The following is a 24,403-nucleotide window of genomic DNA, read 5'->3' as shown; positions in this document are numbered from 1 at the left end:
TCCGTGGATCGATTGCTCCCGTCGCCAGGCACGGCACTGCGACCCGAGCAATCGATCCACGGGCCCTTACGTCAGCAACCAGTCCGCCAACTAGTCCAGTAACGCGAGCAGCTCGTCGCGCGTCAGCGCCGTGGCCACGGCGCCCTCGTCGAGGGCGGCCGCGGCGAGGCCGCGCTTCTGCTGCTGCAGCGCCAGCACGCGCTCCTCTACGGTGTCCTCGGTGACGAGTCGGTGGATCAGCACCGGGCGCGTCTGGCCGATGCGATGGGCACGGTCGGCAGCCTGGTCCTCGACGGCGGGATTCCACCACGGGTCGAGCAGGAAGACGTGATCGGCCGCCGTCAGCGTCACGCCCACGCCCCCCGCCTTGAGCGAGATCAGCAGCACCGGCGGCCCTCCCGCGCGCTGAAAGCCGTCGATCACCGCCTGGCGGTCGCGGGTCGCGCCATCGAGGCGCAAGAAGTCGATGCCCGCCGCGCGCAGCAGCGGCTCGGTGAGATCGAGGAGCGAGGTCCACTGCGAGAAAACCAGCGCCTTATGGCCCTCGGCCAGCGCCTGCCGCAGCGTCTCGGTCAGGAGCTCGAGCTTCGACGAGCTCGGCGGGGTCGCCCCGTCGGGCAAGAGGCCCGGCAGCAGCCCCCGATGACAGGCCGCCTGGCGTAGGCGCAACAGCGCCGCCAGGGCACCGAGCACGTTGCCGCCCTGGCCGAGCTGCTGCAGCACCTCCTGCCGCGTCGCGGCGAGCACGGCGTCGTAGCTGCGGCGCTCCTCGGCGCTGAGCTGCACGTAGAGCACGCGCTCGCTGCGCGCGGGCAAATCGCGCGCGACCTCCGCCTTGCGGCGGCGCAGGATGAAGGGTCGCGTGCGCTGGCGCAGCCCTTCGGCCGCGGCGGTGTTGCCCTCGCCGATCGGGCGAGCGTAGCGCTCGGTGAAGTCACTGCGCCCGCCAAGCAGACCAGGGTTGAGGAGCTGGAGCTGGCTCCAGAGGTCCTCGAGGCGGTTCTCGACCGGCGTGCCGGTGAGCGCCAGGCGCCAGGTCGCGCGCAGTCGAAAGGCGGCCTGGGCCACCTGACTCTCGGCATTGCGCACGGTCTGCGCTTCGTCGAGCACCAGGCAGTCCCACTGCTCCGCCGCGAGCCCTTCGACGTCGAGGCGCAGCAGGGCGTAGCTGGTCAGCGTGACGTCGGCGGAGGGGTCGAGGCGCCGCCCCGGGCCGTGGTAGAGGGAGACGCTCAGGCGTGGGCGAAAGCGCGCGACCTCGGCGGCCCAGCCCCGCAAGACGCTGGTGGGCGCCACGACGAGGGTGCGGCCGCGCAGCGCACAGAGCGCCTGCAGCGTCTTGCCCAGGCCCATGTCGTCGGCCAGCAGCGCGCCGATGCCGGCGTCGCGCAGCAGCGTCAGCCACCTCACGCCCTCCTGCTGATAGGGCCTGAGCTCCGCCCTCAGGTCCGCGGGGAGCGTCAGCGCCGGTAGGGCCTGCGTGCCCTCGAGGCGCGCGCGCAGCTCGGCGAGCTCGATCGGCACGACCAGATCGAGCGCGGCCGCGAGGCGCGCCAGCTCGAGGCGGGCCGCCGGCGGGACCTTCTCCGTGCGCTCGTCGCGGGCCGCCAGCAACTCCGCGACCTGCGCTCCGTAGCGCTCGAGCCAGTCGTGCGGCAGCGGCGCCAGTCCGCCCCCGTCGAGCGCGAACCACTGCTGCCCCTGCTCCCAGGCGGTGAGCACCGCCCGCGCGGCGACCCGTCGCTCCCCTGCCGCGGCGAGCACGGTCGCCCCGCCCCCTGGCGCGCCAGCGGCCGCAGGCGGGGCGGTGCCGGTCACCGTGAAGTCGCAGTGGAAGCCCTCGGCGGAGATCCGCACGCAGGGCAGGAGCGGCGCCGTCGGCGTCAGCCAGCGTGCGACGGCCTCGCCCGCATCGACCAGCTCGACCTTGCGCGCCGAGCGCAGCGCGGGCAGCAGCGCCAGGGCGGCGGCCGTCGGGAAGCGCTCACTGCGCCCCGTCCGCAGTGGGGTCATGCGCTCGAGCCAGCGCGTCAGGCGCAGCTCCTCCTCGAGGTCGCGCAGCGGCACCTGGTTGGCGCCGCTGGTGGCCACGAGCCGGCCATTGATCACCCGGGCCGCGGGCGGCTGACCGTAGACAATCGTGCTCAAGGCCAGCAGCGTGTCGCCCTCGCGCGTGAGCTGGACTTGCAGGTGCGGCGGAAGGCTTGCGGCGCGCGGCAGTCGCGGGCTCAGCACCTGCACGGGCAGCTCCGCCTGCAGTCGTGGCAGCAGCTCGGAGGCCAGCCAGGTGCCCTCCGTCGGGCCCAGGTGGCGGCCCTTGCGCAAGCGCTCGAGCTCGGCGGCGGTCAGGGACGGCTCGCTGCTCGGATGGAGCACGGTGCCATCGAGCAGGGCGCCGTTGTCGAAGGCCTCGCCCGCCTCGGGGTTTGGCTCGATGCGCAGCAGCCAGCCGCCACCCTCTTCCGTGACCAGGGCGCGCAGCGCCGGGCGCGGCTCGCCGATCTGCACGGGCTGGCCGTCGAGCGTCAGATCCTCGCCCTCGCGCAGCGCCGCCAGGACCTCGCGCAGGGTCGTCGGTGGCAGGCGTCCGCCGCTCAGGCGCCGTGGTCCGCCGAGCGCCAGCTCTACGGTCAGATCGGCCCGTGACGCGGCGATCTCACAGTGGATGGCCGCGCGTCCGTCGCTGGTCGAGGGGCGCACGAGCGCTTGCTGCAGCGGGCGTTCGCCGGCCGCGTCGACGATTACACGCTGCAGGCCGAGCCCGACGCTGCCCTTGCGCTCGCGCTCGCGCGTCAGGCGGTAGCCCACGCGCGCGGGCACCCGCGCCGCGGTGCTCGAGGGGGCTGAGGCGGCCTCGTCGGGGCGCTCGTCGAGACCCCGCCGCCAGGCGATCACCGCCGCTGCCACATGCTCGCAGGGGTCGTCGGCGCCACGGCAGTCGCAGGACCAGTCGTCGTCGCCGGGAAAGAGCCGCACCGACGGGCTTACCGCGCGGCCGACCACCTGGACGCGCAAGAGCGCCTCCTTCGGATCGTGGCGCAGCAAGACCACGGCGCCGCGCCGCGCCAGCTCGACCCCACGCGACCACGTGCGCGCCGAGCACTCGCCCCGCACCGCATCCAGCATCGACTGCGACATCGCTCCCACCCTGCGCGCAGCAGCTCGCGCGACGCGCGGCAGCATGGGCCAGCGGCCGCGCGCCGACAAGCCGTTGAGCGCGTTGTGCCGTTGCGCGTTGTGCAGCGGGTTGGGTCGTTCAGCCTGGAACGATCGCTACGGCCGCCGCAGCGCCCGCACGAGGCGGCGCGCGGGGCCCGCGCGGTGCGCGGAGCTGGACGCGATGATCCCTCTCGACGCACAATGCCGGGTCTCGCCAAGGAGGATTGCGATGGGTCGAACGCTGATTTCCTCGGGCTCCGCCTTCGAGCCCTCGATTGGCTTCTCGCGCGCGGTGCGACATGGGCCGTGGATCGCCGTGGCCGGCACGGCACCAATCGCCGCCGATGGCAGCACGGCCTGTCCCGGCGACCTCTACGGGCAAACGCGCCGCTGCCTCGAGATCATCCGCGATGCCCTGGAGCGCGCTGGTGGCGGCCTCGAGCAGGTGATCCGCACCCGCCTGATGCTGCGCGACATCGCCAGCTGGAAGGAGGCCGCGCGGGCGCATGGCGAGGTCTTCGGCACGATTCGCCCCGCGTGCACCTTCGTCGAGGTCGCGGGCTTCATCGGCGCTGACTGGCTGATCGAGCTGGAGGCCGACGCCGTCGTCGAGTAGCGAGGACGCTCGGAGCCGAGTGTCGCCGGAGCAGGGCCGATGAACGGCGATTTCGACCAACCGACAGGCGCGGCGCAGACGGCGGTGATCAGCGCGCCGACGCAGGCCTTGCTGCACCCGAAGCTGCGGCTCGAGGTGATGGCCGGCATCGACCTCGGCGCCGTCGCGGTGACCGAGGCGCGACTGGCCCACGTGGGCACGCAGCCGGGCAACACGCTGCAGCTCCGTGACGAGGCCGTCTCGCGCATCCACCTGGCGATCACGCCGCGCGCCGACGGCCTCGCCTTGCGCGATCTGGCCTCGACCAATGGCAGCTGGCTCGCCGGCAACGTGCGGCTGCGCGAGGCGCTCGTGCCCTCAGGCACGCTGGTCCAGGTCGGCCGCTCCCAGGTCAGGGTCGAGACGCTCGCCGAGCAGGTCGCCGAGCCGCTCAGCGCGCTGCCCGTCTTCGGCCGGCTGATCGGCGTCAGCCCGGCGATGCGCGCCGTCTTCGCGCTGCTCGAGCGGGTGGCGCCCACCGACGAGACGGTCCTGATCACCGGCGAGACGGGCACCGGCAAGGAGTTCTGCGCGCAGTCGATCGCCGAGCGCAGCCCCCGCGCGCAGCGACCCTTCGTCGTCGTCGATTGCGGGGCCATCCCGCCCAACCTGTTGGAGAGCGAGCTCTTCGGCCACACGCGCGGCGCCTTCACCTCGGCGCATAGCGACTACGCCGGCGCCTTCGAGCGCGCGGAGGGCGGGACGATCTTCCTCGACGAGATTGGCGAGCTCCCGCTCGAGCTGCAGACCCGGCTGCTGCGCGCGGTCGAGCAGCGGACGATTCGCCGCGTCGGCGGCGGTCGCGACCTGGCGCTCGACCTGCGCATCATCGCCGCGACGAACCGCTGTCTGGAGGAGGAGGTCAATCGCGGTGCCTTCCGCGCCGACCTCTACTATCGGCTCTCCGTCTTTCAGGTGCGGATGCCGCCGCTGCGCGAGCGACCCGAGGACCTCGAGCCGCTGGCGCGTCTGCTCCTCGATGAGCTGGGGGCGGGCGGGAGGGCGGCGCTCGACCCGGCGCTCAACGAGCAGCTCAGGGGCTACGCCTGGCCGGGGAACGTGCGCGAGCTGCGCAATCACCTCCGTCGCCTGGCGCTCGGGGCCGCAGAGAGCCTTGGCGCGGGGGCGGCGCTGGCGGGAGGGCTGGGCGGCGGCGCCGCGCAGCCCGCGCCCAGCAGCCTGGCGCTCGACCTCGCGGTCTCGTTCAGGGAGGCCAAGGAGCAGGCGGTGGGCCGCTTCGAGCGCGCCTACCTCGAAGCGCTGCTACGCCACACGGGGGGCAATGTCTCGCAGGCGGCCCGCCTGGCCCAGACCGATCGGACCTATCTCTCCCGGCTGTTGCTCAAGCACGGCGTCTCGTCGACGCGCTGAGGCGCCGCCGCGCTCTCTGGCAGGGGCAGCACCAGCGTGAAGGTCGCTCCGGTACCTGGGCCGGCGCTGCTCGCGTCGAGCGAGCCGCCGAGGTCGGTGGCCGAGTTGGCGCTGTAGTGCAGGCCGAAGCCGTGACCATGCTCCTTCGTCGTGAAGCCATGGCGAAAGATCCGCGTCAGATCTTGCTCGCGGATGCCCACGCCGGTGTCCGTCACGGAGATCAGGACGCGCTCGCCGTCGGGTCGCAGGCGCACGGTGACCTCGCGCCGCTCTGGTTCGGTGGCGCCCAGCGCCTCGCGCGCATTGCGCAGCAGGTTGACCAGGATCTGGACGACCTTGTGGCGGTCGGTCGCGACCCGCGGCAGAGGCACGTAGTCGCGAACGACCGCGACCTGCCCCTCTCGATAGGCGTCGTCGCTGAGCTGCAGCGCCGAATCGGCGACCTCGGCGAGATCGACGCCCTCCTCGATCATGCTGGCGCCAGCGTATTGCTGCTGGGTGGCGACGATGGTGTTGATATGCGTGACGCTCTCCCGGAGGCGCCGAATCTCGTCGAGCAGCGCGGTCCGCTCGGTGGCGAGCTGCTCGGCGACCGCCGAGAGCAGCGCCGGGACGCGCTTGCCGCGCTCGTCCTCGCTGAGAAACGCGGGCAGGTCGGCCGCGTGGCCATCGATCAGCTCCGCGAGGCGTGCGACCGTGCTCGCCTTCGACCGGCGCACCTGGTCGCCGATCACGTAGGTCGAGGTGTTGACGCTGTTGAGCACGTTGCCGACGTTATGCAGCACGCTGATCGCGACCTCGGCCATGCCGGCGCCGCGCGAGGCCTCGGCGAGCAGCTCGCGCGACCGGCGCAGCTTGGTCGTCATCGTGTTCAGGTCCTCCGCGAGCAGGCCGAGCTCGTCGCTGGCCTGCACCTCGAGCCGGCTCTCCAAGCGCCCCTGCGCGACCTGATGCACGAAGCGGATCATGTGGCGCAGCGGCTTGACCAGCGCCATCGCGAAGCCCACCGAGGCCAGCGTCGAGAGCAGCACCAGCACCAGCGCGCTGGCAGAGAAGAGCACGATCAGGTGCTTCCACTGCTCGAGCCGCGCCGTGCTGTATTCGGCGACGACCGTGCCCAGGCGCATGCCCTCGAGCGCGACCTCCGCATAGCCGCGGAAGCCGTGCGCCGCGCGCAGCACCAGGTAGGGCGCGCTGGGCAGGCCCTGGCCGAGCCGCGCGGGCGCTCGGCCGCGCGACGCCACGAGCTTGCCCTCGCGGTCGAGCACCGCCACGAAGGCGAGATCCGGATCCTTGAGCTGCCCGTGGTTGCAGCGGTCCATCGCCCTGGCGAGCAGCGCCTGGTCCTGCGCGCCGAGTCCGAGGTCCGCGTCGCGCAGCACGCCCTGCAGGCAGGAATGGGTCTTCGTCGCCAGGCCCTGCGTCAGCATCGGCAGCGTGCGCGAGAAGAAGCCGGCGATCAGCACGCCGAAGGCCACCGCCAGGATGGCGATGACGGCGATCTGCACGGTGATCAGCTTGCCTCGCAGTGTCATCGCAGCATCCCAGCGACCGACCCTACTCCCGCTCGGCGCGGGCTGCGCCGCCGGCAGCGACCTGCGCGAGCCCGTGGCCAGTGACGGAGCGTCCGAGCTTCTCGTTGAGCAGCGCCGTGATCTCGCGATCCGGCATCGGGCGGCCGAGGAAGAAGCCCTGGATCGAGTCGCAGCGGGGCTCCATCAGCGGCCGGGAGCGCAGCTCGCGCAGGCGCTCGACCTGCTGCCGCGTCTCGATCCCCTCGGCGATCACGCGGATGTTCAACGAATGCGCGAGGGCCATGATCGCCACGACGATCGCCGCATCGCGGTCGTCGTCGATGATGTTGTGGATGAAGAAGCGGTCGATCTTGAGCGCGTAGATCGGTAGCTCCTTCAAGCGGCTGAGCGCGGAGTAGCCGGCACCGAAGTCGTCGATGATGATCCGCACCCCGCTCTCATGCAGCTTGACGAGGGTCGCGCGCGAGCGCTCGATGTCCTCCATCACCGCGCTCTCGGTCAGCTCGAGGTTGAGGCAGGCCGCGTCGATCCGCGCCTCGGCGAGCGCCTGCTGCACGGTGTCGACCAGCTGCGGATGGCGGAGCTGGCGGGCGGAGACATTGACGGCCACCGGAAAGGGCGCCATGCCCGCCGCTTGCCAGCGGCGACTCTGGTCGCAGGCGGCGCGGATCGTCCAGTCGCCGATCGGCACGATCAGGCCGGACTCCTCAGCGATCGGGATGAACTTCGAGGGCTCCAGCACCCCGAGCTCAGGGTGCTGCCAGCGCAGCAGGGCCTCGACGCCGGTGACCGTGCCGTCGTCGAGCGCGAGCAGCGGCTGGTACCACATCTCGAGCTCGTTCTGTGCCTGGGCGCGGCCGAGCTGCTCCCGCAGCGTGGCGCGCTCGAGCGCGCGCGAGGTGATCCACGAGGTGCAGAGGCGCGCGGTGCCGCGTCCGTCGCGCTTGGCCTGGTACATTGCCATGTCGGCGCTCTTGATCAGCGTCTCGATGTCCGTCCCGTCGGAGGGATAGAGCGCGATCCCGATGCTCGCCGTGACGCGCGTGTCGAGGCCCTCGTCGGTCAGCGGCTCGGCGACCGCGGCGAGAATTCTCTCGGTCGCGGCGTGGGCCTCCTCGCTGCGCTCCAGGTCGCCGAGAATCACCACAAACTCGTCGCCGCCCATGCGCGCTACCGTGTCGCATTCGCGGATGGCCCGCGCCAGGCGGGTCGCCACGACCTGCAGCACGTGGTCACCGGCGCGATGGCCGAGGCGATCGTTGATCTCCTTGAAGCGGTCGAGATCGAGCAAGAGCACCGCGACGGAGAGATCGCTGCGCTTGGCCCGCGCCAGGCATTGCGCGACGCGATCGCGCAGCAGCACGCGGTTGGGGAGGGTCGTCAAGGAGTCATGCGTGGCCAGGTGCTTGAGCTGATCCTCGGCCAGCACGCGGTCGGCGATCTCGCGCTTGAGCTGGGCGTTGGCCTGCTCGAGCTCGCGCGTCCGGTGCTGCACCGAGCGCTCGAGCTCATCGATGCGCTGCCGCACCTGCTGATGAAGCTGCCACTTCTTGACCAGCGCATGCACCGCCTGCAGCACCTCGATCGCGTCGAAGGGCTTGCGGAGGATCAACAGGCTATCGCGCTCGCCGAGGCGGCCGACGATCTCCTCCCAGGAGTGATCGGTGTAGGCGGTACAGATCAGCACCTGCAGGTAGGGGTCGACCTGCCAGAGCCGCTCGATCGTCTCGACGCCGTCCCAGCCGGGCATCATCCGGACATCGACGATCGCCAGCGCGTAGGGCCGCCCGGCTCGGAGCGCCTCCTGCGCAAGGTCGTAGGCCTCGCGGCCCTGAAACGCGCAATCGATCGCCAGGGCCTCGTACTGCGGCACGCTGCCGCCGAAGACCTCGACCTCGAGCTGATCCACCGCCGAGTTCTCCCGGCAGAGGATCTTGCGTAGATCGTGATGAATCTCCTCGTTGTCGTCGACGACGAGGACTCTGGAGACCGGAGCAGTCATGCGCCGGCCATTGTCCCACAATGCCCCGCGCCTTGGTCGCGTTTTTTGCGCGCACCAGATCGCTCGGCGATCATGGCCACCGTGGAGGTGTGGCAATGCGCTCCCAGCAGAGCAGCGACTGGCGTGGAGCGGGGCTGGCGCTGGCGCTGATTGCCCTGCTCCTCGGGCTCGGAGGATGCCTGGGCAACCGCTGCAGCGCGGGCCAGGTGCTCTTCGAGGGGATGTGCCGAGCCGCGGCCGCGGACGCGGGCGGTAACGCAGTTGACGCCGGCGGCGCGGTGGAGGCCGGCGCGCAGACGGACGCCGGCGCTGGTGGCGCCGCCGACGCCGACGGCGGGAAGCTGATCAGCGGCCTCGGCGAGGCCTGCGACGCGGCCAGCCCGTGCGCGGGCGACGCCGACTACTGCGTGGTTCAGCTCGGGCAGAGCGCCGGCTATTGCTCGCTGCGGGACTGCCAGCTCTCGCCCAATGACTGCCCCCCCGGCTACCTCTGCAAGGACCTGCGGCAGTTCATGCCCCAATTTCCGCTCTTCTGCAGCCGGCTCAGTCAATGAGGTCGCCGATGAGGTCGCCGGTCGGCCTCATGTGGCTGCTGCTCGCGCTCGCAGGCGCGCCCGCCGCGCGGGCCCAGGGGAGCGCCGAGGCGCCGGGTAAAGGGGCCGCGAGCGCGAGCGACGAGGCGCCAGGTGCGAGGGCCACGAGCGAGAGCGCCGACGCTCAGGCGTTGCGGCGTCTCAGCCGTGAGGTCCGCGCGCTGAGCGCGCGGCAGGACGACGATGATCGCCGGCGCGACGAGGTCCAGCAACAGCTCGCGATCGCTGAAGAGGCCGCGACCTCGCTCTCGCTGCAGCTCGAGGCGCAGCGCATGCTGGCGATCTACGGCTTCTTCGACCTCTCCTTTCAGAAGTGGTGGGTGCCGCAGCGGGTGCTTGCCGGTGACCTGCTCGACCAGGAGCCCTCCTTCATCTTCGGCAACCTCAACCTCTACTTCGACTTCAAGCCCCTGCCGGACTGGCGCATGCTCGCCGAGGTCCGCTTCCTGCTGAACCCCGTCGGTGATACGCGGGCCTACGAGATCCCGCGCCTGGGCGAGCGCTACCGCAAGGTCGAGGTCACGACCAACGACGCCGGCAGCTTCGGCGAGTCGTTCGACTACGGCGCGATCGAGATCGAGCGCGCCTGGTTGAGCTGGAACCGGCTCGAATGGCTGCAGCTCACGGCTGGCTTGTTCCTCACGCCCTATGGCATCTGGAACATCGACCACGGCTCCCCGACCCGCCTGCTCGCCACCTCTCCGCCCGTCTACGTGTTGCAGCTCTTCCCCGAGCGGCAGCTCGGCCTCAAGCTGCACGGCTCCACCTTCCTGCGTGACGTGCGTTTCGAGTACGCGCTGACCCTGAGCAACGGCCGCGGCGACGCCAGCAACCTCAAGGACCCCGACGCCGACAAGGCCCTGGGCGGGCGCCTCGTCGCCGGTGGCAGGGGCGACTGGAACTGGCAGGCCGGCGTGTCGTGGTACTGGGGCGACTACAGCGAGATCAAGCGCGTCTTCGTGCCGCCCCGGGATGTCGTCAAGGAGACGACCGTTCGCTATCGCGAGGCCGCCGTCGGCGCCGACCTCTCGCTGGAGGTGGGGCCCTTCGGGCTCCAGGGCGAGGTGCTGGCCAACTGGCGCAAGTACGATGACGACCACCGCCCGGCCTGGGTGCCGCGCGGCTCGGAGAGCTTCATCCCCGCCGATCAAGATGTGCTCGCGCAGGCCTTTCCCGGGCAGTTCAGACCCGATCTCGCCAGCTGGGCAGCGATCGCCATCCTCAGCTACGAGCTGCCGCTGCGCCGCCTGCGGCTACGGCCCTTCGTCTCGGCGACCTGGCTCGACATCGACGACACCATCCCCTTCGACAACTTGATCGACCTGACCTACGGGCTCAACTGGCGCGTCTCTGGCGCGGTCGTGGTCAAGGTCGCGCAGGAGTGGGTCCATTGGCCGAACAAGCGCGGTGAGCCGATCCTGCTCTTCGGCTCCGACGACGTGCATCGCTTCTCGACGCAGATCGCGGTGGCGTTCTGATGCGCCGGGAGGCAGACGGCGGCGCGATCGGCGGCCTCCTTCGCTCCCGCACGCCGGCGCTGCTGGCGCTGACCCTCGCGCTGGCCGCTCTTGCCGGGGCGCGCAACGCCGCCGCGACCGCCGAGGGCGGGGCGATCGCCGTGATCGTCCATCCCGACAATCCGCTCACGCGCATCTCGCTGACCGAGCTGCGCGCGATCCTGCTGCGGCAGAAGGATCGCTGGCCGAACGGCAACCCCATTCGCATCCTCAACTGGGAGGCCAACTCGGCCACGCGGGTCGCTGTCGACCAGGCGGTGTTGAAGATGTCGCCCGAGCGCGTCGCGGCCTACTGGGTCGACCGGCGCATCCGCGGGCTCGGCACGCCGCCACGCAGCATCAACTCGGCGCAGTTGATCGAGGGCATCGTCGAGCGCAACACGGACTTCATCTCCTATCTTCCGGCGCACCAGGCCGGTGCCCGCGTCAAGACGCTGATCATCGACGGCAAGCAGCCGGGCGAGACGCTCTATCCGATCAAGGCGCAGGCCCAATAGCGTCGGTCCGCCCCGCCGGTCGTAGCGCCGGTCGTGGCGCCGGCCGTTGACCCCTCGCTCGCGCGGGGCTACAACGCGCGCCATGGCCAGGCCTTACGATTTCATCGGTATCGAAGCGAAGTGGCAGCGGCAGTGGGCCGAGCAGCGCACCTTTCGGACGCCCAACCCGGGCGATCCGGACTTCGACCCGCAGAGGCCGAAGTTTTACGTGCTCGACATGTTCCCCTACCCCTCGGGCGCGGGGCTGCACGTCGGCCACCCGCTCGGCTACATCGCCACCGACATTGTCGCGCGCTACAAGCGGATGACCGGCAGCAACGTCCTGCATCCGATGGGCTTCGACGCCTTCGGTCTGCCGGCCGAGCAGTACGCGATCGAGCACGGCGTGCATCCGCGCGAGACCACCGAGCGCAACATCGAGAACATGCGGCGCCAGCTGCGCGCCTTCGGCCTGAGCTATGACTGGGAGCGCGAGCTCGCCACCACCGACCGCGGCTACTACCGCTGGACGCAGTGGATCTTCCTCCAGCTCTACGGCAGCTACTTCGACGTCGAGGCGGGGGCGGCGCGGCCGATCGCCGAGCTCGAGCAGCGCCTGGCGCGGGGGGATCGGGTCCTCGACGACGACCTACGGATCGTCGCGTCGACGCCCGCCGCGGGTGCGACGGCGCGGGGCTGGAGCGCGCTGAGCGCGGCCGAGCAGCGCCGCGCCCTCGACCAGCAGCGGCTGGCGTATCTCGCCGAGGTCGCCGTCAACTGGTGTCCGGCACTCGGCACCGTGTTGGCGAACGAGGAGGTGACGGCCGAGGGCCGCTCCGAGCGCGGCAATCACCCCGTGCTCAAGCGACCGCTCAAGCAATGGATGCTGCGCATTACGGCCTATGCCGAGCGCCTGATCGCCGACCTCGAGCGGGTCGATTGGCCCGAGCCGATCAAGCTGATGCAGCGCAATTGGATCGGTCGCAGTGCGGGCGCCCTGGTGGACTTCGCGATCGCGCCGGCCGCGGGCGCGCCGGAGGCGCTGGTCGGCGAGCCGATCCGAGTCTTTACGACGCGCCCCGACACCCTCTTCGGTGCGACCTACCTCGTGCTCGCCCCGGAGCATCCGTTGGTGCAGCAGCTCGTCACCGCGGGCCAGCGCGCCGCGGTCGAGGCCTACTGTGTGGCTACGGCACGGCGCAGCGACCTCGAGCGCCAAGCCGAGAGCAAGACCAAGACGGGCGTCGCGACGGGCGCCGACGCGATCAATCCGGTCAATGGCGAGCGCCTGCCGATCTGGATCGCCGACTACGTGCTGATGGGCTACGGCACGGGGGCGATCATGGCGGTGCCCGCTCACGACCAGCGCGATGGCGACTTTGCGCGCGCCTGGGGCCTGCCGCTGCGACCCGTCGTGCTGCCGTCGGCGGCGTGGATCGCGGAGCAGGGGGCGTTGGCTGGCCGCAGCGCGCCTTCGCGCGAGGACTATCTGGCGCAGGTCAGCGCCTATCGCGCCGCCTACACGGGCGAGGGCGAGAGCGTCAATTCGCGGCAGGGCGAGCTCGTGCTCGACGGGCTGCCGACCGCTGAGGCCAAGCGCGCGATCACCTCCTGGCTCGAGCAGCGCGGGTGCGGTCGCGCGCAGGTGCAGTACAAGCTGCGCGACTGGCTCTTCTCGCGCCAGCGCTATTGGGGCGAGCCCTTCCCCGTGCTCCATGGTCCGGGCGGCGAGACCGTGCCTGTGCCCGAGGCTGAGCTTCCGGTCGCCCTGCCGCCGATGGACGACTTCCGTCCCGTCGTCGACGAGGATTCGTCGCGGCCGCCGCAGCCCTCGCTGGGGCGCGCGCCGGAGTCCTGGCGCACGGTGCTGCGCGAGGGCGTGCGCTATGAGCGCGAGTTGAACACGATGCCGCAGTGGGCGGGTTCGTGTTGGTACTACCTGCGCTTCCTCGACCCGCGAAACGATCAGGCGCTGGCCTCGGTCGAAGCCGAGCGTTACTGGATGAGCCCGCCTGCCGCGGCCGCGGGGGGAGCCGGGACGACCGTCGCGGCGGCATCGCCTGGCGGGGCAGCGCCGAGTGGGGCCTCGCTGACCACGCCGGCGCTCGCCGGGGGGGTCGATCTATATGTCGGCGGCGCCGAGCATGCGGTGCTGCATCTGCTCTACGCGCGCTTCTGGCATAAGCTGCTCTTCGACCTGGGTCACGTCTCGACGCCCGAGCCCTTCGGCCGGCTCTTCAACCAGGGCTACATCCTCGCTGCCGCCTTCACCGACGAGCGCGGGGTCTACGTGCCGGCCGCCGAGGTCGAGGAGCGCGAGGGGAGCTTCTACTATCGCGGCCAGCCGGTGCGGCGCGAGTACGGCAAGATGGGCAAGTCGCTCAAGAACGCCGTCACGCCCGACGAGATGTTCACCGAATACGGCTGCGACACGCTGCGACTCTACGAGATGTACCTCGGGCCGCTGGAGGTCTCCAAGCCGTGGAACACGCGGGACATCATCGGCGTCCATCGCTTTCTCCACCGGGTTTGGCGCAACGTCTGCGGCGAGGGCGACGCGCCGGACGGCACTTGCATCGTCGAGACGGCTGCCGACCCGGAGCTGCGACGGCTGCTGCACCAGACGATCAAGCGCGTCACCGATGACCTCGACCGGCTGCGCTTCAATACAGCGCTGGCCGCGCTGATCGAGCTCAACAACGCCTTGGTCGGCCGCCCTACGCTGCCGCGCGAGGTCGCCGAGCCGCTGGTGCTGATGCTGGCGCCCTTCGCGCCGCACCTGGCGGAGGAGCTCTGGCAGCTCCTCGGCCACCAGCGCTCGCTGGCCTACGTCCCCTGGCCGCGCCACGACCCGGCGCTGCTGGTCGTCGACGAGGTCGAGATCGTCGTGCAAATCAGCGGCAAGACGCGCGGACGGGTGCGCGTGCCCCTTGCTGCCGATGCCGCTGCCGTGCGCGCGGCCGCAGAGGCCGACCCCCGCATCGCCAAACACCTGCAGGGCCTCACGGTCGCCAAGGCCGTCCTGGTCCCGGGCCGCCTCCTCAACCTCGTCACCGGCTAGCGGGTCACTGGCTGGCGGGTCACCAACCGCGCAGTCGCCCCGCATGGTCTTCTCCACTGGTCTTCTCCACTGGTCTTCTCCACTGGTCTTCTCCACTGGTCTTCTCCACTGGTCTTCTCCACTGGTCTTCTCCACTGGTCTTCTCCACTGGTCTTCTCCACTGGTCTTCTCCACTGGTCTTCTCCACTGGTCTTCTCCACTGGTCTTCTCCACTGGTCTTCTCCACTGGTCTTCTCCACTGGGGCGGTAGGCGGCGGCCACAAGAGAGGGGCCCTGGGGGCTGCGAGCGGGGCGCCCGGGAATCGTGGAGCGCAGCGCCGAGGCGCCCCGCTTCCATCGCGCCATCACCCTCCGCAAGGTCGCGCCAGGCACACCGTTTATTCCACTATGAAGGCGCGAGCACCGCGGAAGTCACGGGCTGCTCGCTGCTCCCTTCGAGGGCCGCGACCCCGCGCCCCGACGCTATCGCGAACTCACCGCTTCCGCGCGCCAATGCGACCCCTCCCGCGGCAAACCAACCTGCTTCGCCGATCGCCACCCTCGATCCAGGCCCGGTCCTTCACTGATCGGTCCGCTGGCGGGTCACTGCCTGGCGGGTCACTGCCTGGCGGGTCACTGGCTAGCGCGGTGGCCGGCTAGCCAGAGGGCGCTTGCCGGCGCGCGGGCGGTGCGGGGCCTCGGCGCCGGATTGTGCTGCCAGGACGTCGCCAACTTGGCCCGCGAGGGCGCCGCCGAAGGCTGGCACTCGGCTTGCTGTCCCCGCAGCCCATGAAGCTCGAACAGACACGCTCCGCGCCGCGCGCCCTTCCCCCCCAGCTCCCAGAGGTTCGCGCTGGGCGCGTCGCCGCCCGCAACGCCCTTGGCCTGCTGCTTGCCTTGTTGGCGGTCGCGCTGCTGGCCTGCGGGGGCGGGGGCGCGGCGGCCTTCGACCTCGCCGAGCTGGGCGAAGTGGCGCAGGCGCTGAGCAACGGCACGCCCTACAGCGGGCATCCCGCCGTCGGTAGGTTGGTGATCCTGACACGCGATGGGAAGCGCGAGCAGTGCACCGGCAGCGTGGTCGGCGCTCATACGGTGCTGACCGCGGCCCACTGCGTCGCCGATGCGGCGCAGCTCGCCTTCGAACTCACGCTCCCGGCAGCGAGCACGACGACGGTTTCGAGCGGCGGTGCCGCGAATCCCGTGCGCCGCTTCGCGGTCGACAACGTCATGGTCCACCCAGACTACGAGGCCAGCGATTACCGAACGATCGATCTCGCCATGCTCTGGCTCCCGCAGGCACCCGGCGTGACGCCCCTGATGGTCGGTGCTCGAGCGCCAACGGTTGGCCAGACGATCACGCTCGTGGGCTATGGCCAGACCGGCACCACGATGGACGACGGGGGCATCAAGCGCATCACGACCAACGCCATCGCGGCCGTGCAGCCGACGGTGATCTCCATCGTGGGCACGGCGGCGGGTCGCGGCAACCTGAGCTTGGGCGACTCTGGAGGCCCAGTGCTGGCGACGGTGCAGGGCCAGGAGGTGGTGATCGGCGTCAACGCGCAGCTCGTCAACGCCGGCGACGGCGACCCTCGCACCGACGACGGGCGAGCGATGCGGGTCGATAGTCAGCTGCGGTGGATCGGCGCGGTCGCCGCTGGCGACCTGGCGCTGCAGGCCAACGGCGTGACGGGCGATGCGCTGCCGCCCGAGGTCACGATTCTCACGCCCGCGCCGGGCGTGGCTGTCGGCAGCAGCGTCATCGTGCGCGCGCGGGTCCGCGACAACGTGGCGGTGCGCGAGGCGGTGCTCCTGCTCGACGGCCAGGTCGCCGGGCGGATCGCCCAGGCGCCCTACGACTTCCCGGTGCAGCTCACGGCGGGCGCCCACACCCTGGTGATCGTGGCCGAGGACGCCGTCGGCAACCGCGCGCAGGCCAGCGTGGCCGTCGAGGGCGGGATCGCGGGGCCACAGTCGGATGGCGCCGGCTGCGCGCTGGCGGCGGGTGGAACGCACGCGACCTCACGGACCGTCCCGCTCGCGCTGCTCGGCCTGCTGGCGCTCTGCTGCCGGCGGCGGCGCAGGACGCGGCCTGCTGCGCCGGCAGGCGATCGCCGAGAAAGCAGTTGCCTCGGTATGCGCCGCGCATGACACTGCTCTTCCCCACGATGCTCGAAACTGGAAACGAACGGCGTCGGCAGCTCCGCGTGCTGCTCAGCGAGCCGGTGGCGCTCAACTGGAGCGCCGGCGCGCCAGCCTTGCCCGCGACGGCGCTCAACCTCAGCGTCGGCGGGCTCTTTGTCGCCGGCTGTGCGCCGCATGCGGTCGGCGAGCGCGTGACCTGTCGGCTGCTCTTCACGCCGCGCGAGCCGCTCGCGGTGCCCTGCCGCGTCGCCTGGGTCCAGGCCGCGCAGGACGCGGGCCGTCCGACCGGCATGGGGCTGCAGTTCGAGGACCTCAGCGCGGCGGTACGCACCGCCGTCGATACCCTCGTCAACCGCCTACGCACGCGAACCGAGCCCTCAGGTCTCTCCGCGCTGGCGATCGACCCCTTCTGCGAATCGGGCACCTGGTCGCCGGGCGCGCCCGGTGACACCTTCAACGGTTACACTTTCAACGGCGACGACTTTCTCCCCTCCAGCACCTCACTGACGGGCCGGGCCGCGCGCTCGCGCCTCGAGCGCCGGTGGCTGGTGATGCAGGTCGCCGTCGGCGTGCTGCTGGTGGGCGCCGCAATCTGGGCGGTGCTCCTGCGCTTCGGCTAGGGCGGCACGCCGCCTCGCAGCGCGTGGTTTGCAGCGCGTGGCCCGCAGCTCATTGGCCGATCGCTCATTGGCCGACCTTCGCCTCTCGCCCTTGACTCGCTCGCCGAGCGTCGCTGCCCTCCTCGCTGCGCGCCTGTGCTAGCGTGCCCGCTCAACGAAGGACTCAACGAAGGACTCAACGAAGGACTCGACGAAGGACTCAACGAAGGAGAGGTACCAACATGAAGGGCGACAGCGGCGTCATCGAGCATCTCAATACCGCCTTGCGCAACGAGCTGACGGCGATCAATCAGTACTTCCTGCATTCGCGCATGCTCAACAACTGGGGTCTGCTTCAGCTCGGCGCTCAGCTGCAGAAGGAGTCGATCGAGGAGATGCATCACGCCGATTGGCTGATCGAGCGCATCCTCCTGCTCGAGGGCAAGCCGCATATGGAGCTGCTCGGTAAGCTCCACATCGGCGCCGACAGCAAGGGCGCGCTCGAGGGCGACTTGATGCTCGAGCATAAGGCCGTGGGCGACCTGAAGCGGGCGATCGCCGACTGTGAGCAGGTCGGCGACTACGTCAGCCGCGACCTCTTTCGCCGCATCCTCGACGACGAGGAGAAGCATATCGATTGGATCGAGACCCAGCTCGATTTGATTCGGCGCCTCGGGCTCGACAAGTACGAGCAGTCGAAGCTCTGAGCGCGGCGCAGGTCGCGTCTCCGGCCTGACCGCCCGCGAGGGCAGGGCGGGCTCGCTAACGCCTCGCGCGCTGCGGCGTCAGCGCTCGGCTGCCAGCGCATAGGCGCGTGCGAGCTGCCGCAGCAGCGCGGCCCCGGCCTGGTTCAGGTCGCATCCCCAGGCGAGCACGCCGTCCTCGTGTCCCGCCATGCTCCAGACCCGAGGTCGACCGCGCCCGCCTTCGTCGTAGAGACGCTGCACCGCCCGGGCCATCTCGACCGTGCCGTAGCCGACGTCGGTGGGGGTCTGCGGCAGCCTCAGCGCTCTCGTCTGGCGCCAGATCACCGGCGCGTGGACGTGAAGCACCGCCGCGATGCGCGGTGAGAGGTCGTAGATCGCGCCATGCGTCAGCGCCTCGGAGGAGGGGCGCACGGGGCCGCGGCTGTAGATCGTGTTCCGCGCCAGGGCGTAGCGCGTGACGACGCAGAGTCGATCGGCGGGCAGGCGCTCGGGTTCGCCGGTCTGCGTGCCCGTGATCAGAAAGGCGCGCGCCCCGACCGCCGCTTGCAGGGGAGCCAGCCGCAGGCTGAGGTTGCCGAAGCCGAGGCCGCCATAGCGCTCGGGTCGTTGGCCGATCAGCGCAAGTTGGTGCAAGAGCCGGCGCCAGGCCAAGAGCGCGGGCGCCCGCCGCTCGAGCACCGACGCCTCGAGGCGCGCGTCCTGATGCAGCGAGCGAAAGTGGGTCAGGCCCTCAGGCTCGTGCATCGGCATCCTCGCAGCGCCGGAGCAGCAGCAGCGCGCGCGGCGTCCCGTCCGCCAGCGCGTATCGCTTGGTCGCGTAGGGCACCAAGCCCGCCGGTGGCGGGCCCAATAGCTCGGGTCGCACGACGAAGGCCACCGCCAGGCCGTCCGCCGTCAGCAGCGGCAGGGCGCGCCGCAGCCAGACCTCGGGCGCGAAGGTCGCCAGCGACCAGGCGACCGTGACCTTGGCCAGCGAGACCTGCTCCAGGCGCTGCTCCAGGACCTGACAGCGCTCGAGCGCGAGCGCATGGATCGCCGTGCGCAGAAACGCGCACTTGCGGCGCTGCGGCTCGATCATCGTGATCGCCAGCTCGGGGCGCAGGATCGCCAGCGGCAGCGCGGGGAGCCCGCCGCCGCTGCCGACGTCGACGCAGCGCGGCGTCGCCAGCGCTGGCAGGGCGGCGGCCAACATCAGCGCATCGGCGAGGTGGCGGCGCACCAGCTCCTCGGCGTCGGCGCTCCCCGTCAACCGGATCCGTTGAGCCCAGCGGGCCAGGAGCTGGTGCAGCTGCCCGAGGCGTTCGAGCTGGGCGTCCGGCAGCGGGCGCTTCAGTCGCTCGGCCTCGGCGCGAATCGCGCGCAGCAGCGTTGGCGGCGTTGAGTCGGCCATGCCGGCGACTGTATAATCCCGCGGCCGATGGCCTCAAGCGCGCAGCCCAAGAGCCCCGAGTCGCTGCGCGACGCGCTCGCCGCGCCGCTGGCAGCGCTATGGGGCGCGCAGGCCTTCACCCTGACCCGGCTGGTCGGCGATGCCTCGACGCGGATCTATCATCGGCTCAGCAGCGAGGAGACGCCGCCACGCACGCTGATCGTGATGGAGCTGCCCGCCGATCCGCTGCGCTCCGACGAGGTCAGCGGCGCAGAACGCCCGCGGGAGCTGCCCTTCTACGAGCTGCAGCGCTTTCTCGCCGCCGGCGGCCTGCCGGTGCCGACGATCCACGCCTACCTGCGTGAGGCCGGCCTGCTGCTGCTCGAGGATCTGGGCGATGTGACGCTCGGTGCGCTGGTGGCGACGGCCGACGACGCCGCGCGCGGCAGCCTCTATCGCCAGGCGATCGACCTGCTCTTGGCGCTGCAGCGCTACGCGGCTGGCGCGCCACAGGACTGCGTTTGCTTCCAGCGGCGCTTTGATGGGGCCCTGCTGCGCTGGGAGCTCGAGCATTTCCGCGAGTGGCTGCTCGAGGCGCAGCGCGGTCTGCGCCTGGGCGCGGCCGAGCGCCGCGCGCTCGATGGGCAATTCGATCACCTGGTCGAGCTGCTGCTCGCGCTGCCAACGGTCTGGGTCCATCGCGACTACCAGAGCCGCAACCTGATGGTCCAGAGGGGCGCGGGTGGCGAGCCGCGCCTGCGGCTGATCGACTTCCAAGATGCGCTGATCGGGCCGCTGGTCTACGACCTGGTCGGACTGCTGCGCGATTCGTACGTCGATCTCGGCCTGCCCTTGGTCGAGGAGCTGCTCGCGCACTATCACGCGCGGGCGACGCCCGCCGTCTCGCACGACGAGCTGCAGCGGATGTTCTGGCTGCAAACGGTGCAACGCAAGCTCAAGGACGCCGGTCGCTTCGTCTTCATCGAGCGCGTGCGCGGCAACCCGAGCTTCCTGCCCTATATCCCGCGCTCGCTCGGCTACGTCGGCCAGGCGTTGGCCCGCTTGCCGGAGCTGGCGCCGCTCGCCACGCTGCTCGGGAGCCGGCTCCCGGAGCTGCGGGTGTAAGGGCTGGGGGCGCGTCGGCGAGCGCCCCTCAGCGCAGGTAGAGCTCGAGGCGATTGAGGCCAAAGAAGGCGTGACCGAGCGGGTTGTTCACGTCGCCGAGCTCGACGCTCTTGGTCGGCGCGTCGGCGCCGCAGGCCTCGTTCGTGGTGTGGCCATTGAGGTCCGCCGTGGTGCCGATGAAACCGACCATCGGATGGGGCTCGTCGTTCCAATACCCGCCCAGGTACGTCGGGCAGGTCGAGCAGCAGGCCGTGTAGAACCACGGCACGGCGCTGGCGGCGTTGACACAGCCGCTCGCCGAGGGCCCCGAGTCGGTCGTCGAGAGCGAGAAGACCGAGCTATCGAAGCCGGGGAGGCCCTGGAGCCCGCTCAGGGTCAGCGTGGCCTGCGCCGGATCGCCGGCCAGCAGGGCGCCTGTGCCGCGATAGAAGAGCGTGGCGCAGGCGTTGCCGGTGGCCGCCTTGCGCGCGGTGTAGCCCAGTAGCAGCTCATGCTCGACGTTCCAGCTCAACCACAGCTTGCCCGCGGCGCGCCAGGCGCTGCCGAGCGCACCGACCTCGCCGATCGTCTGCTCCCAAAATGCGGCGAAGCCGGTCAGCAGGCTCTGCGAGGCCGCCCAGGACCAGACCGTGCGCTGCACCAGGGTCCAGCCGCCGCCAGCCGTCTGCATGTCGCAGTGCACCGGTAACGCGCTTTGGCCGGCAGGCTGCACGGTGTAGAGGCCGTCGCCGATCGCGCCCTCGTAGCGGTAGGGTGCGGCCGGGCGGCGATAGCCGCTGCACGACGCCGCCAGTGTGCCATCGGACCAGCGGCGCCCGGCGCCGTCGGCGACGATCGTCACCCGAATCGGGCAGCGCGTGCCGTCGCAGCGGGCAGCCGCACCGTCGAGCGTGCGAGCCTCCGCTCGCAGCCCGCCATCGTCGAAGACCAGCGAACCATCCTGACCGAGCTGCCCGGCCACGCAGAGCTTGTCGCGGCACTGCAGTGGGCTCGCGCAGGGCCTGCTGGCGCTGCAACGTTGGCCGAGGCCGCCGGGGGTCGGGGTCGAAGCTCCGATGCAGGCGCCGAGGAGCAGCAGGCAGGCGGCCCAGCCTGCTGCCGATGGGGACTGCACCGATCGAGCGTGGGTGACCATGAATTCGCCGCCCGCCGCTGCGCGGGCGGCCCCCGCCGCCGGGCTACTCAGTGCCGCCGGTGGCGCGATGGCGCTCGGCCTCGCGCCGGTGGCGCTGACGCACGAGCTGCGCGCGCAGCTTGTCGCAGGCGTCGGAGACCGCGGTCGCGAGCTCGCGATCACTGGTGCTCGCGGTCAGCTCGCCGCGTCGTTGGCTGACCGTTAGCGTCACCTTGAGCTCGGCTCCGCTTTCGACGACAGCCCGCAGCGAGCTGGGCTCATCGAGCAACCTGACCAGGCGCGGCGAGAACTTCTCCAGCATCCGAGTCGCGGTCGCCGACTCGGTGTTGCTCAGTCCGCGGTACGTGGTGTCGAGCTGCATCTGACCTCCTCTGGGGCGTTGCCCCTGGTCGCAAATCAGAATCTCGAGGCTATTTCGGCAGGAGCAGGAAGAACGTCGCGCCTTCGCGGTGGACCAAGAGCAGCACGCGCTGCGCGGCACGCTCGTACTGGTATGTGAATCCGCTCACCGAATCGATACTAACTCGATTGACCTGCAAAATCACGTCGCCAGGTCGTAGCCCTGCTTGGCCAGCGGCGCTGCGCTCATCGACGCGCGTCACCACGACCCCCGAACGCAGCTCGCGGCCGAGCTTGAAGCGCTCGCGGACGGTGGGCGTCAGCGGCTCGACCCAGAGGCCCGGCGCACCCTTGGCCGCATCGACGCCGCGGCGCGCGACGGCAGCGTCGGCCGGGAGCTCGGTCAGTTGCACCCGCGCCTTTTGGCCCTTGCCGCCGCGCAGATACTCCAGGGTGACGGTCTGCTTCGGGCCCAGCGCCGCTACCGCGTTCCGCAGTTGGTCGGCCTGCTTGATCGGCTCGCCGTCGAGCTTGACGATGAAGTCGCCGCGCCGCAGTCCCGCCCGTGCCGCCGGACCACCGGCGACCACGTCACCCACCAGCGCGCCGTGCGTATGCGGTAGGCCCAAGGCGCGAGCCATCTCGGGCTGGGCATCCTGGATCATCACGCCAAGATAGCCGCGCACCACCTTGCCGGTCTTGACGAGGCTGCGCACGATCGGCAGCGCCATCTTGGTCGGGATGGCAAAGCCGATCCCCTGGTATCCGCCGCTGCGCGAGAAGATCGCCGTGTTGATGCCCACGAGCTGACCCGCGGTGTCGACCAGCGCGCCACCCGAGTTGCCGGGGTTGATCGCGGCGTCGGTCTGAATGAAGTCCTCATAGTCGACGATCCCGAGGCGGGCGCGCCCCTTGGCCGAGACGATGCCCATCGTCACCGTCTGGCTCAGGCCGAAGGGGCTGCCCGCCGCCAGCACGATGTCGCCCAGCCGCAGCCGTGCGCTGTCGCCGATCGCCAGCGGTCTGAGGTCCTTGGCGCCCTTGAGCTCGATCACCGCCAGATCGCTCTTGGCGTCGGTGCCGAGCAAGCGGCCGGTGAACTTGCGGTCGTCGCCCAGCGAGACCTCGATCGAGTCGGCGCCGCCGACGACGTGGTTGTTGGTGATGACGACCTTTCGGCCGTCGATGTCCACCACCACTCCAGAGCCCAGCCCGCGCTGCACCTGATCGGGTGGTTCGCGGTCGCCGAAGAAGAAGCGGAAGAAGGGGTCCATCGTCGGCCCCCCCTGCGCCCGGCGCGTCGAGGCGATGCTGACGACGCTCGGAAGCACGCGCTCGGCGACATCGGCGATCGAGGGTAGCGCCGTCGCGCTGCTCGTCGCGGCGAGGGCCGGGTGGCCGCTGAAGCTGAAGCGCGTCGCGCGCGGGGCGCTGCTGTAGATCCCGATCCCGGAGCCGATAGCTGCGGCCAGGAGGGCCACGCTGACCACCACTCCCAAGCGTTGATGACGCACGAAGAACCTCCGATCGTTAGAGGACGAGCAACCTCGAGCCCACAACCCGGGTCGGTTGTCGCGCATTCCCGCGCCGCAGGGAGCGCGGGCCGGGGTGAGCGACGCTGCCCGCCTGCAGGCGAGCGCTGGCGGCAGCGGTGCCGCGGGTGGCGGCTACTTCTTGATCGTCTTGATCGTCGCGCTCTCGACGATCAGCGGGTAGGCGTAGCCAGCGCCGAAGTCGCGGTCCTTCTGCAAGATGCCCTGGACGACCACCACCTGGCCGACCTCGGTCGCGTCCTTGGTCGTGACGGTCAGGTCGAAGTCTGCCTTGTCGCTCGAGCCGCTGCCGTCCTGCAGATGAAGCCAGTTGCGGTCCATGATCTCGGCGTTGAACTTGCTGACCTGGCCCCGCACGCGCACGGTCTTCCCGGCGAGGGCCTCGCGCTTGGCGTGCAGCTCGGCGATCGTGAAGGCGTCAGGTCCCTCGGCCTTGGATAGCGGTCCCTTCAACGCCAGCTTGGGAGCGTTGCGCGCGCGACCGTGGGCCACCTTGAGTTCATCAGCGCTCGGTCCGCCCTTTGGCCCCTGCTCGCCGCCCATTCGGCCGCTACCCATCATGCCGCCACCCATTCGGCCCCCGCCCATTCGGCCGCCGTGCCCATGGGAGGCTGCCTCGCCGGCCAGAGCGCCGAAGTAGATGCGCTCGAACGTGCGCTTGAGCGTCGGGCTCTTGAAGTCGGACATCAGCATCGCCTGAGTCACCGTGGCCTGCTGGCCCTTGCTGACCTCCGTCTTGCGCACCGCCGCCCAGACCTCGCCCTGCGCCGTCGCCAGTTTGAGGTAGGTGTAGGCGCCGGCGTCCATCGTCTCGGTGATCGTTCCAGCGATCGCCTTGCCGCCCGCCTCCGCGCCGCGCGCACCTGCGGCCTGTGCGGCGGTGCCCGTGAGCGCGCTCGGCCCGGCGGACGGGGCGGCACCCTCCTGCTTCTTGCACGCGCCGAGACCGAGCGTGAGCGCGGCGCTCAGGCCCAGGCCCAGGCCCAGGCTCAAGCTGATCCGCCAACCGACCGGCAGGCTGCTCCAAGGGGCGTTGTTTCTCATTGATCGTGCTCCTCGTTCGAGATCGCGCAAAATGCCACG

General features: G+C 70.9%; 19 protein-coding genes. 10 read left to right on the top strand and 9 right to left on the bottom strand.

Annotated elements, in window-relative coordinates:
* Nucleotides 1-90: 90 nt before the first annotated feature.
* Nucleotides 91-3,138, bottom strand: coding sequence for a DEAD/DEAH box helicase (locus tag IPL40_05645; protein MBK8480642.1), 3,048 nt, complete (start codon nucleotides 3,136-3,138; stop codon nucleotides 91-93).
* A 250-nt stretch (nucleotides 3,139-3,388) separates the two neighbouring features.
* Between IPL40_05645 and IPL40_05640 the strand changes: the two genes are divergently transcribed.
* Nucleotides 3,389-3,775: a RidA family protein gene (locus IPL40_05640; protein ID MBK8480641.1), complete on the top strand. Its 387-nt coding sequence runs from the start codon at nucleotides 3,389-3,391 to the stop codon at nucleotides 3,773-3,775.
* Nucleotides 3,776-3,814: 39 nt separating this feature from the next.
* The gene (locus IPL40_05635) at nucleotides 3,815-5,185 is read left to right on the top strand and encodes a sigma 54-dependent Fis family transcriptional regulator (protein ID MBK8480640.1); all 1,371 of its coding nucleotides are present in this window, start codon (nucleotides 3,815-3,817) and stop codon (nucleotides 5,183-5,185) included.
* Here IPL40_05635 and IPL40_05630 read toward each other — a convergent pair.
* Nucleotides 5,137-6,720: a HAMP domain-containing protein gene (locus IPL40_05630; GenBank protein MBK8480639.1), complete on the bottom strand. Its 1,584-nt coding sequence runs from the start codon at nucleotides 6,718-6,720 to the stop codon at nucleotides 5,137-5,139. The genes IPL40_05635 and IPL40_05630 overlap by 49 nt on opposite strands.
* A gap of 22 nt (nucleotides 6,721-6,742) precedes the next feature.
* Nucleotides 6,743-8,722 (bottom strand): EAL domain-containing protein, encoded by a 1,980-nt coding sequence (locus IPL40_05625; GenBank protein ID MBK8480638.1) that lies wholly within the window; start codon nucleotides 8,720-8,722, stop codon nucleotides 6,743-6,745.
* Nucleotides 8,723-8,817: 95 nt separating this feature from the next.
* Between IPL40_05625 and IPL40_05620 the strand changes: the two genes are divergently transcribed.
* The 7 genes from IPL40_05620 to bfr all read left to right on the top strand — a co-directional run bounded on the left by IPL40_05620 (nucleotide 8,818) and on the right by bfr (nucleotide 17,799).
* On the top strand, nucleotides 8,818-9,276 hold the full coding sequence (locus tag IPL40_05620; GenBank protein MBK8480637.1) for a hypothetical protein: 459 nt from the start codon (nucleotides 8,818-8,820) through the stop codon (nucleotides 9,274-9,276).
* Between the two features lie 8 nt (nucleotides 9,277-9,284).
* Nucleotides 9,285-10,793: a hypothetical protein gene (locus IPL40_05615; protein ID MBK8480636.1), complete on the top strand. Its 1,509-nt coding sequence runs from the start codon at nucleotides 9,285-9,287 to the stop codon at nucleotides 10,791-10,793.
* Nucleotides 10,793-11,329, top strand: coding sequence for a hypothetical protein (locus IPL40_05610; GenBank protein ID MBK8480635.1), 537 nt, complete (start codon nucleotides 10,793-10,795; stop codon nucleotides 11,327-11,329). The genes IPL40_05615 and IPL40_05610 overlap by 1 nt, the downstream gene beginning before the upstream one ends.
* An 82-nt stretch (nucleotides 11,330-11,411) precedes the next feature.
* Nucleotides 11,412-14,369, top strand: coding sequence for a leucine--tRNA ligase (locus tag IPL40_05605; GenBank protein MBK8480634.1), 2,958 nt, complete (start codon nucleotides 11,412-11,414; stop codon nucleotides 14,367-14,369).
* Between the two features lie 768 nt (nucleotides 14,370-15,137).
* Nucleotides 15,138-16,499, top strand: coding sequence for a trypsin-like serine protease (locus IPL40_05600; protein ID MBK8480633.1), 1,362 nt, complete (start codon nucleotides 15,138-15,140; stop codon nucleotides 16,497-16,499).
* A complete protein-coding gene (locus IPL40_05595; GenBank protein MBK8480632.1) occupies nucleotides 16,496-17,113 on the top strand; it encodes a PilZ domain-containing protein in 618 nt (205 codons plus the stop codon). Before IPL40_05600 ends, IPL40_05595 begins: the two co-directional genes overlap by 4 nt.
* A 221-nt stretch (nucleotides 17,114-17,334) precedes the next feature.
* Nucleotides 17,335-17,799 carry a bacterioferritin gene (gene bfr / locus IPL40_05590; GenBank protein MBK8480631.1) on the top strand — a complete coding sequence of 155 codons (465 nt, stop codon included), beginning with the start codon at nucleotides 17,335-17,337 and terminating at the stop codon, nucleotides 17,797-17,799.
* 78 nt (nucleotides 17,800-17,877) lie between these two features.
* Here the strand turns inward: bfr and IPL40_05585 are convergent, their stop codons facing one another.
* Both IPL40_05585 and IPL40_05580 read right to left on the bottom strand, forming a co-directional pair.
* Nucleotides 17,878-18,543 carry a class II aldolase/adducin family protein gene (locus IPL40_05585; GenBank protein ID MBK8480630.1) on the bottom strand — a complete coding sequence of 222 codons (666 nt, stop codon included), beginning with the start codon at nucleotides 18,541-18,543 and terminating at the stop codon, nucleotides 17,878-17,880.
* Nucleotides 18,530-19,189 carry a class I SAM-dependent methyltransferase gene (locus IPL40_05580; protein MBK8480629.1) on the bottom strand — a complete coding sequence of 220 codons (660 nt, stop codon included), beginning with the start codon at nucleotides 19,187-19,189 and terminating at the stop codon, nucleotides 18,530-18,532. Before IPL40_05580 ends, IPL40_05585 begins: the two co-directional genes overlap by 14 nt.
* A gap of 27 nt (nucleotides 19,190-19,216) precedes the next feature.
* Here IPL40_05580 and IPL40_05575 point away from each other — a divergent pair, with 27 nt between their 5' ends.
* Entirely contained in the window at nucleotides 19,217-20,293 is a 1,077-nt protein-coding gene (locus tag IPL40_05575) for a phosphotransferase (protein ID MBK8480628.1), read from the top strand.
* Between the two features lie 28 nt (nucleotides 20,294-20,321).
* Here IPL40_05575 and IPL40_05570 read toward each other — a convergent pair whose 3' ends face one another.
* The 4 genes from IPL40_05570 to IPL40_05555 all read right to left on the bottom strand — a co-directional run bounded on the left by IPL40_05570 (nucleotide 20,322) and on the right by IPL40_05555 (nucleotide 24,301).
* A complete protein-coding gene (locus IPL40_05570; protein ID MBK8480627.1) occupies nucleotides 20,322-21,428 on the bottom strand; it encodes a hypothetical protein in 1,107 nt (368 codons plus the stop codon).
* Nucleotides 21,429-21,471: 43 nt separating this feature from the next.
* Entirely contained in the window at nucleotides 21,472-21,789 is a 318-nt protein-coding gene (locus tag IPL40_05565; GenBank protein MBK8480626.1) for a hypothetical protein, read from the bottom strand.
* Between the two features lie 49 nt (nucleotides 21,790-21,838).
* Nucleotides 21,839-23,281 carry a DegQ family serine endoprotease gene (locus IPL40_05560; protein ID MBK8480625.1) on the bottom strand — a complete coding sequence of 481 codons (1,443 nt, stop codon included), beginning with the start codon at nucleotides 23,279-23,281 and terminating at the stop codon, nucleotides 21,839-21,841.
* A 153-nt stretch (nucleotides 23,282-23,434) separates the two neighbouring features.
* Nucleotides 23,435-24,301 carry a nucleotide-binding protein gene (locus IPL40_05555; GenBank protein ID MBK8480624.1) on the bottom strand — a complete coding sequence of 289 codons (867 nt, stop codon included), beginning with the start codon at nucleotides 24,299-24,301 and terminating at the stop codon, nucleotides 23,435-23,437.
* Nucleotides 24,302-24,403: the final 102 nt, after the last annotated feature.

The sequence above is a fragment of the Pseudomonadota bacterium genome (genome assembly GCA_016711215.1).
GTDB lineage: Bacteria > Myxococcota_A > Polyangia.
Note: the sequence above shows the minus strand (reverse complement) of the source record. Positions and strands in the feature narration are given on the sequence as shown.

What these genes read in the sequence shown, in the direction of transcription:
- IPL40_05575 (MBK8480628.1), top strand. Translation starts at nt 19,217, where the DNA reads ATGGCCTCAAGCGCGCAGCCCAAGAGCCCCGAGTCGCTGCGCGACGCG.
- IPL40_05625 (MBK8480638.1), bottom strand. Translation starts at nt 8,722, where the DNA reads ATGACTGCTCCGGTCTCCAGAGTCCTCGTCGTCGACGACAACGAGGAG.
- IPL40_05565 (MBK8480626.1), bottom strand. Translation starts at nt 21,789, where the DNA reads ATGCAGCTCGACACCACGTACCGCGGACTGAGCAACACCGAGTCGGCG.
- IPL40_05635 (MBK8480640.1), top strand. Translation starts at nt 3,815, where the DNA reads ATGAACGGCGATTTCGACCAACCGACAGGCGCGGCGCAGACGGCGGTG.
- IPL40_05595 (MBK8480632.1), top strand. Translation starts at nt 16,496, where the DNA reads ATGACACTGCTCTTCCCCACGATGCTCGAAACTGGAAACGAACGGCGT.
- IPL40_05630 (MBK8480639.1), bottom strand. Translation starts at nt 6,720, where the DNA reads ATGACACTGCGAGGCAAGCTGATCACCGTGCAGATCGCCGTCATCGCC.
- IPL40_05620 (MBK8480637.1), top strand. Translation starts at nt 8,818, where the DNA reads ATGCGCTCCCAGCAGAGCAGCGACTGGCGTGGAGCGGGGCTGGCGCTG.
- IPL40_05580 (MBK8480629.1), bottom strand. Translation starts at nt 19,189, where the DNA reads ATGGCCGACTCAACGCCGCCAACGCTGCTGCGCGCGATTCGCGCCGAG.
- IPL40_05610 (MBK8480635.1), top strand. Translation starts at nt 10,793, where the DNA reads ATGCGCCGGGAGGCAGACGGCGGCGCGATCGGCGGCCTCCTTCGCTCC.
- IPL40_05585 (MBK8480630.1), bottom strand. Translation starts at nt 18,543, where the DNA reads ATGCACGAGCCTGAGGGCCTGACCCACTTTCGCTCGCTGCATCAGGAC.
- bfr (MBK8480631.1), top strand. Translation starts at nt 17,335, where the DNA reads ATGAAGGGCGACAGCGGCGTCATCGAGCATCTCAATACCGCCTTGCGC.
- IPL40_05570 (MBK8480627.1), bottom strand. Translation starts at nt 21,428, where the DNA reads ATGGTCACCCACGCTCGATCGGTGCAGTCCCCATCGGCAGCAGGCTGG.
- IPL40_05645 (MBK8480642.1), bottom strand. Translation starts at nt 3,138, where the DNA reads ATGTCGCAGTCGATGCTGGATGCGGTGCGGGGCGAGTGCTCGGCGCGC.
- IPL40_05600 (MBK8480633.1), top strand. Translation starts at nt 15,138, where the DNA reads ATGAAGCTCGAACAGACACGCTCCGCGCCGCGCGCCCTTCCCCCCCAG.
- IPL40_05615 (MBK8480636.1), top strand. Translation starts at nt 9,285, where the DNA reads ATGAGGTCGCCGGTCGGCCTCATGTGGCTGCTGCTCGCGCTCGCAGGC.
- IPL40_05605 (MBK8480634.1), top strand. Translation starts at nt 11,412, where the DNA reads ATGGCCAGGCCTTACGATTTCATCGGTATCGAAGCGAAGTGGCAGCGG.
- IPL40_05640 (MBK8480641.1), top strand. Translation starts at nt 3,389, where the DNA reads ATGGGTCGAACGCTGATTTCCTCGGGCTCCGCCTTCGAGCCCTCGATT.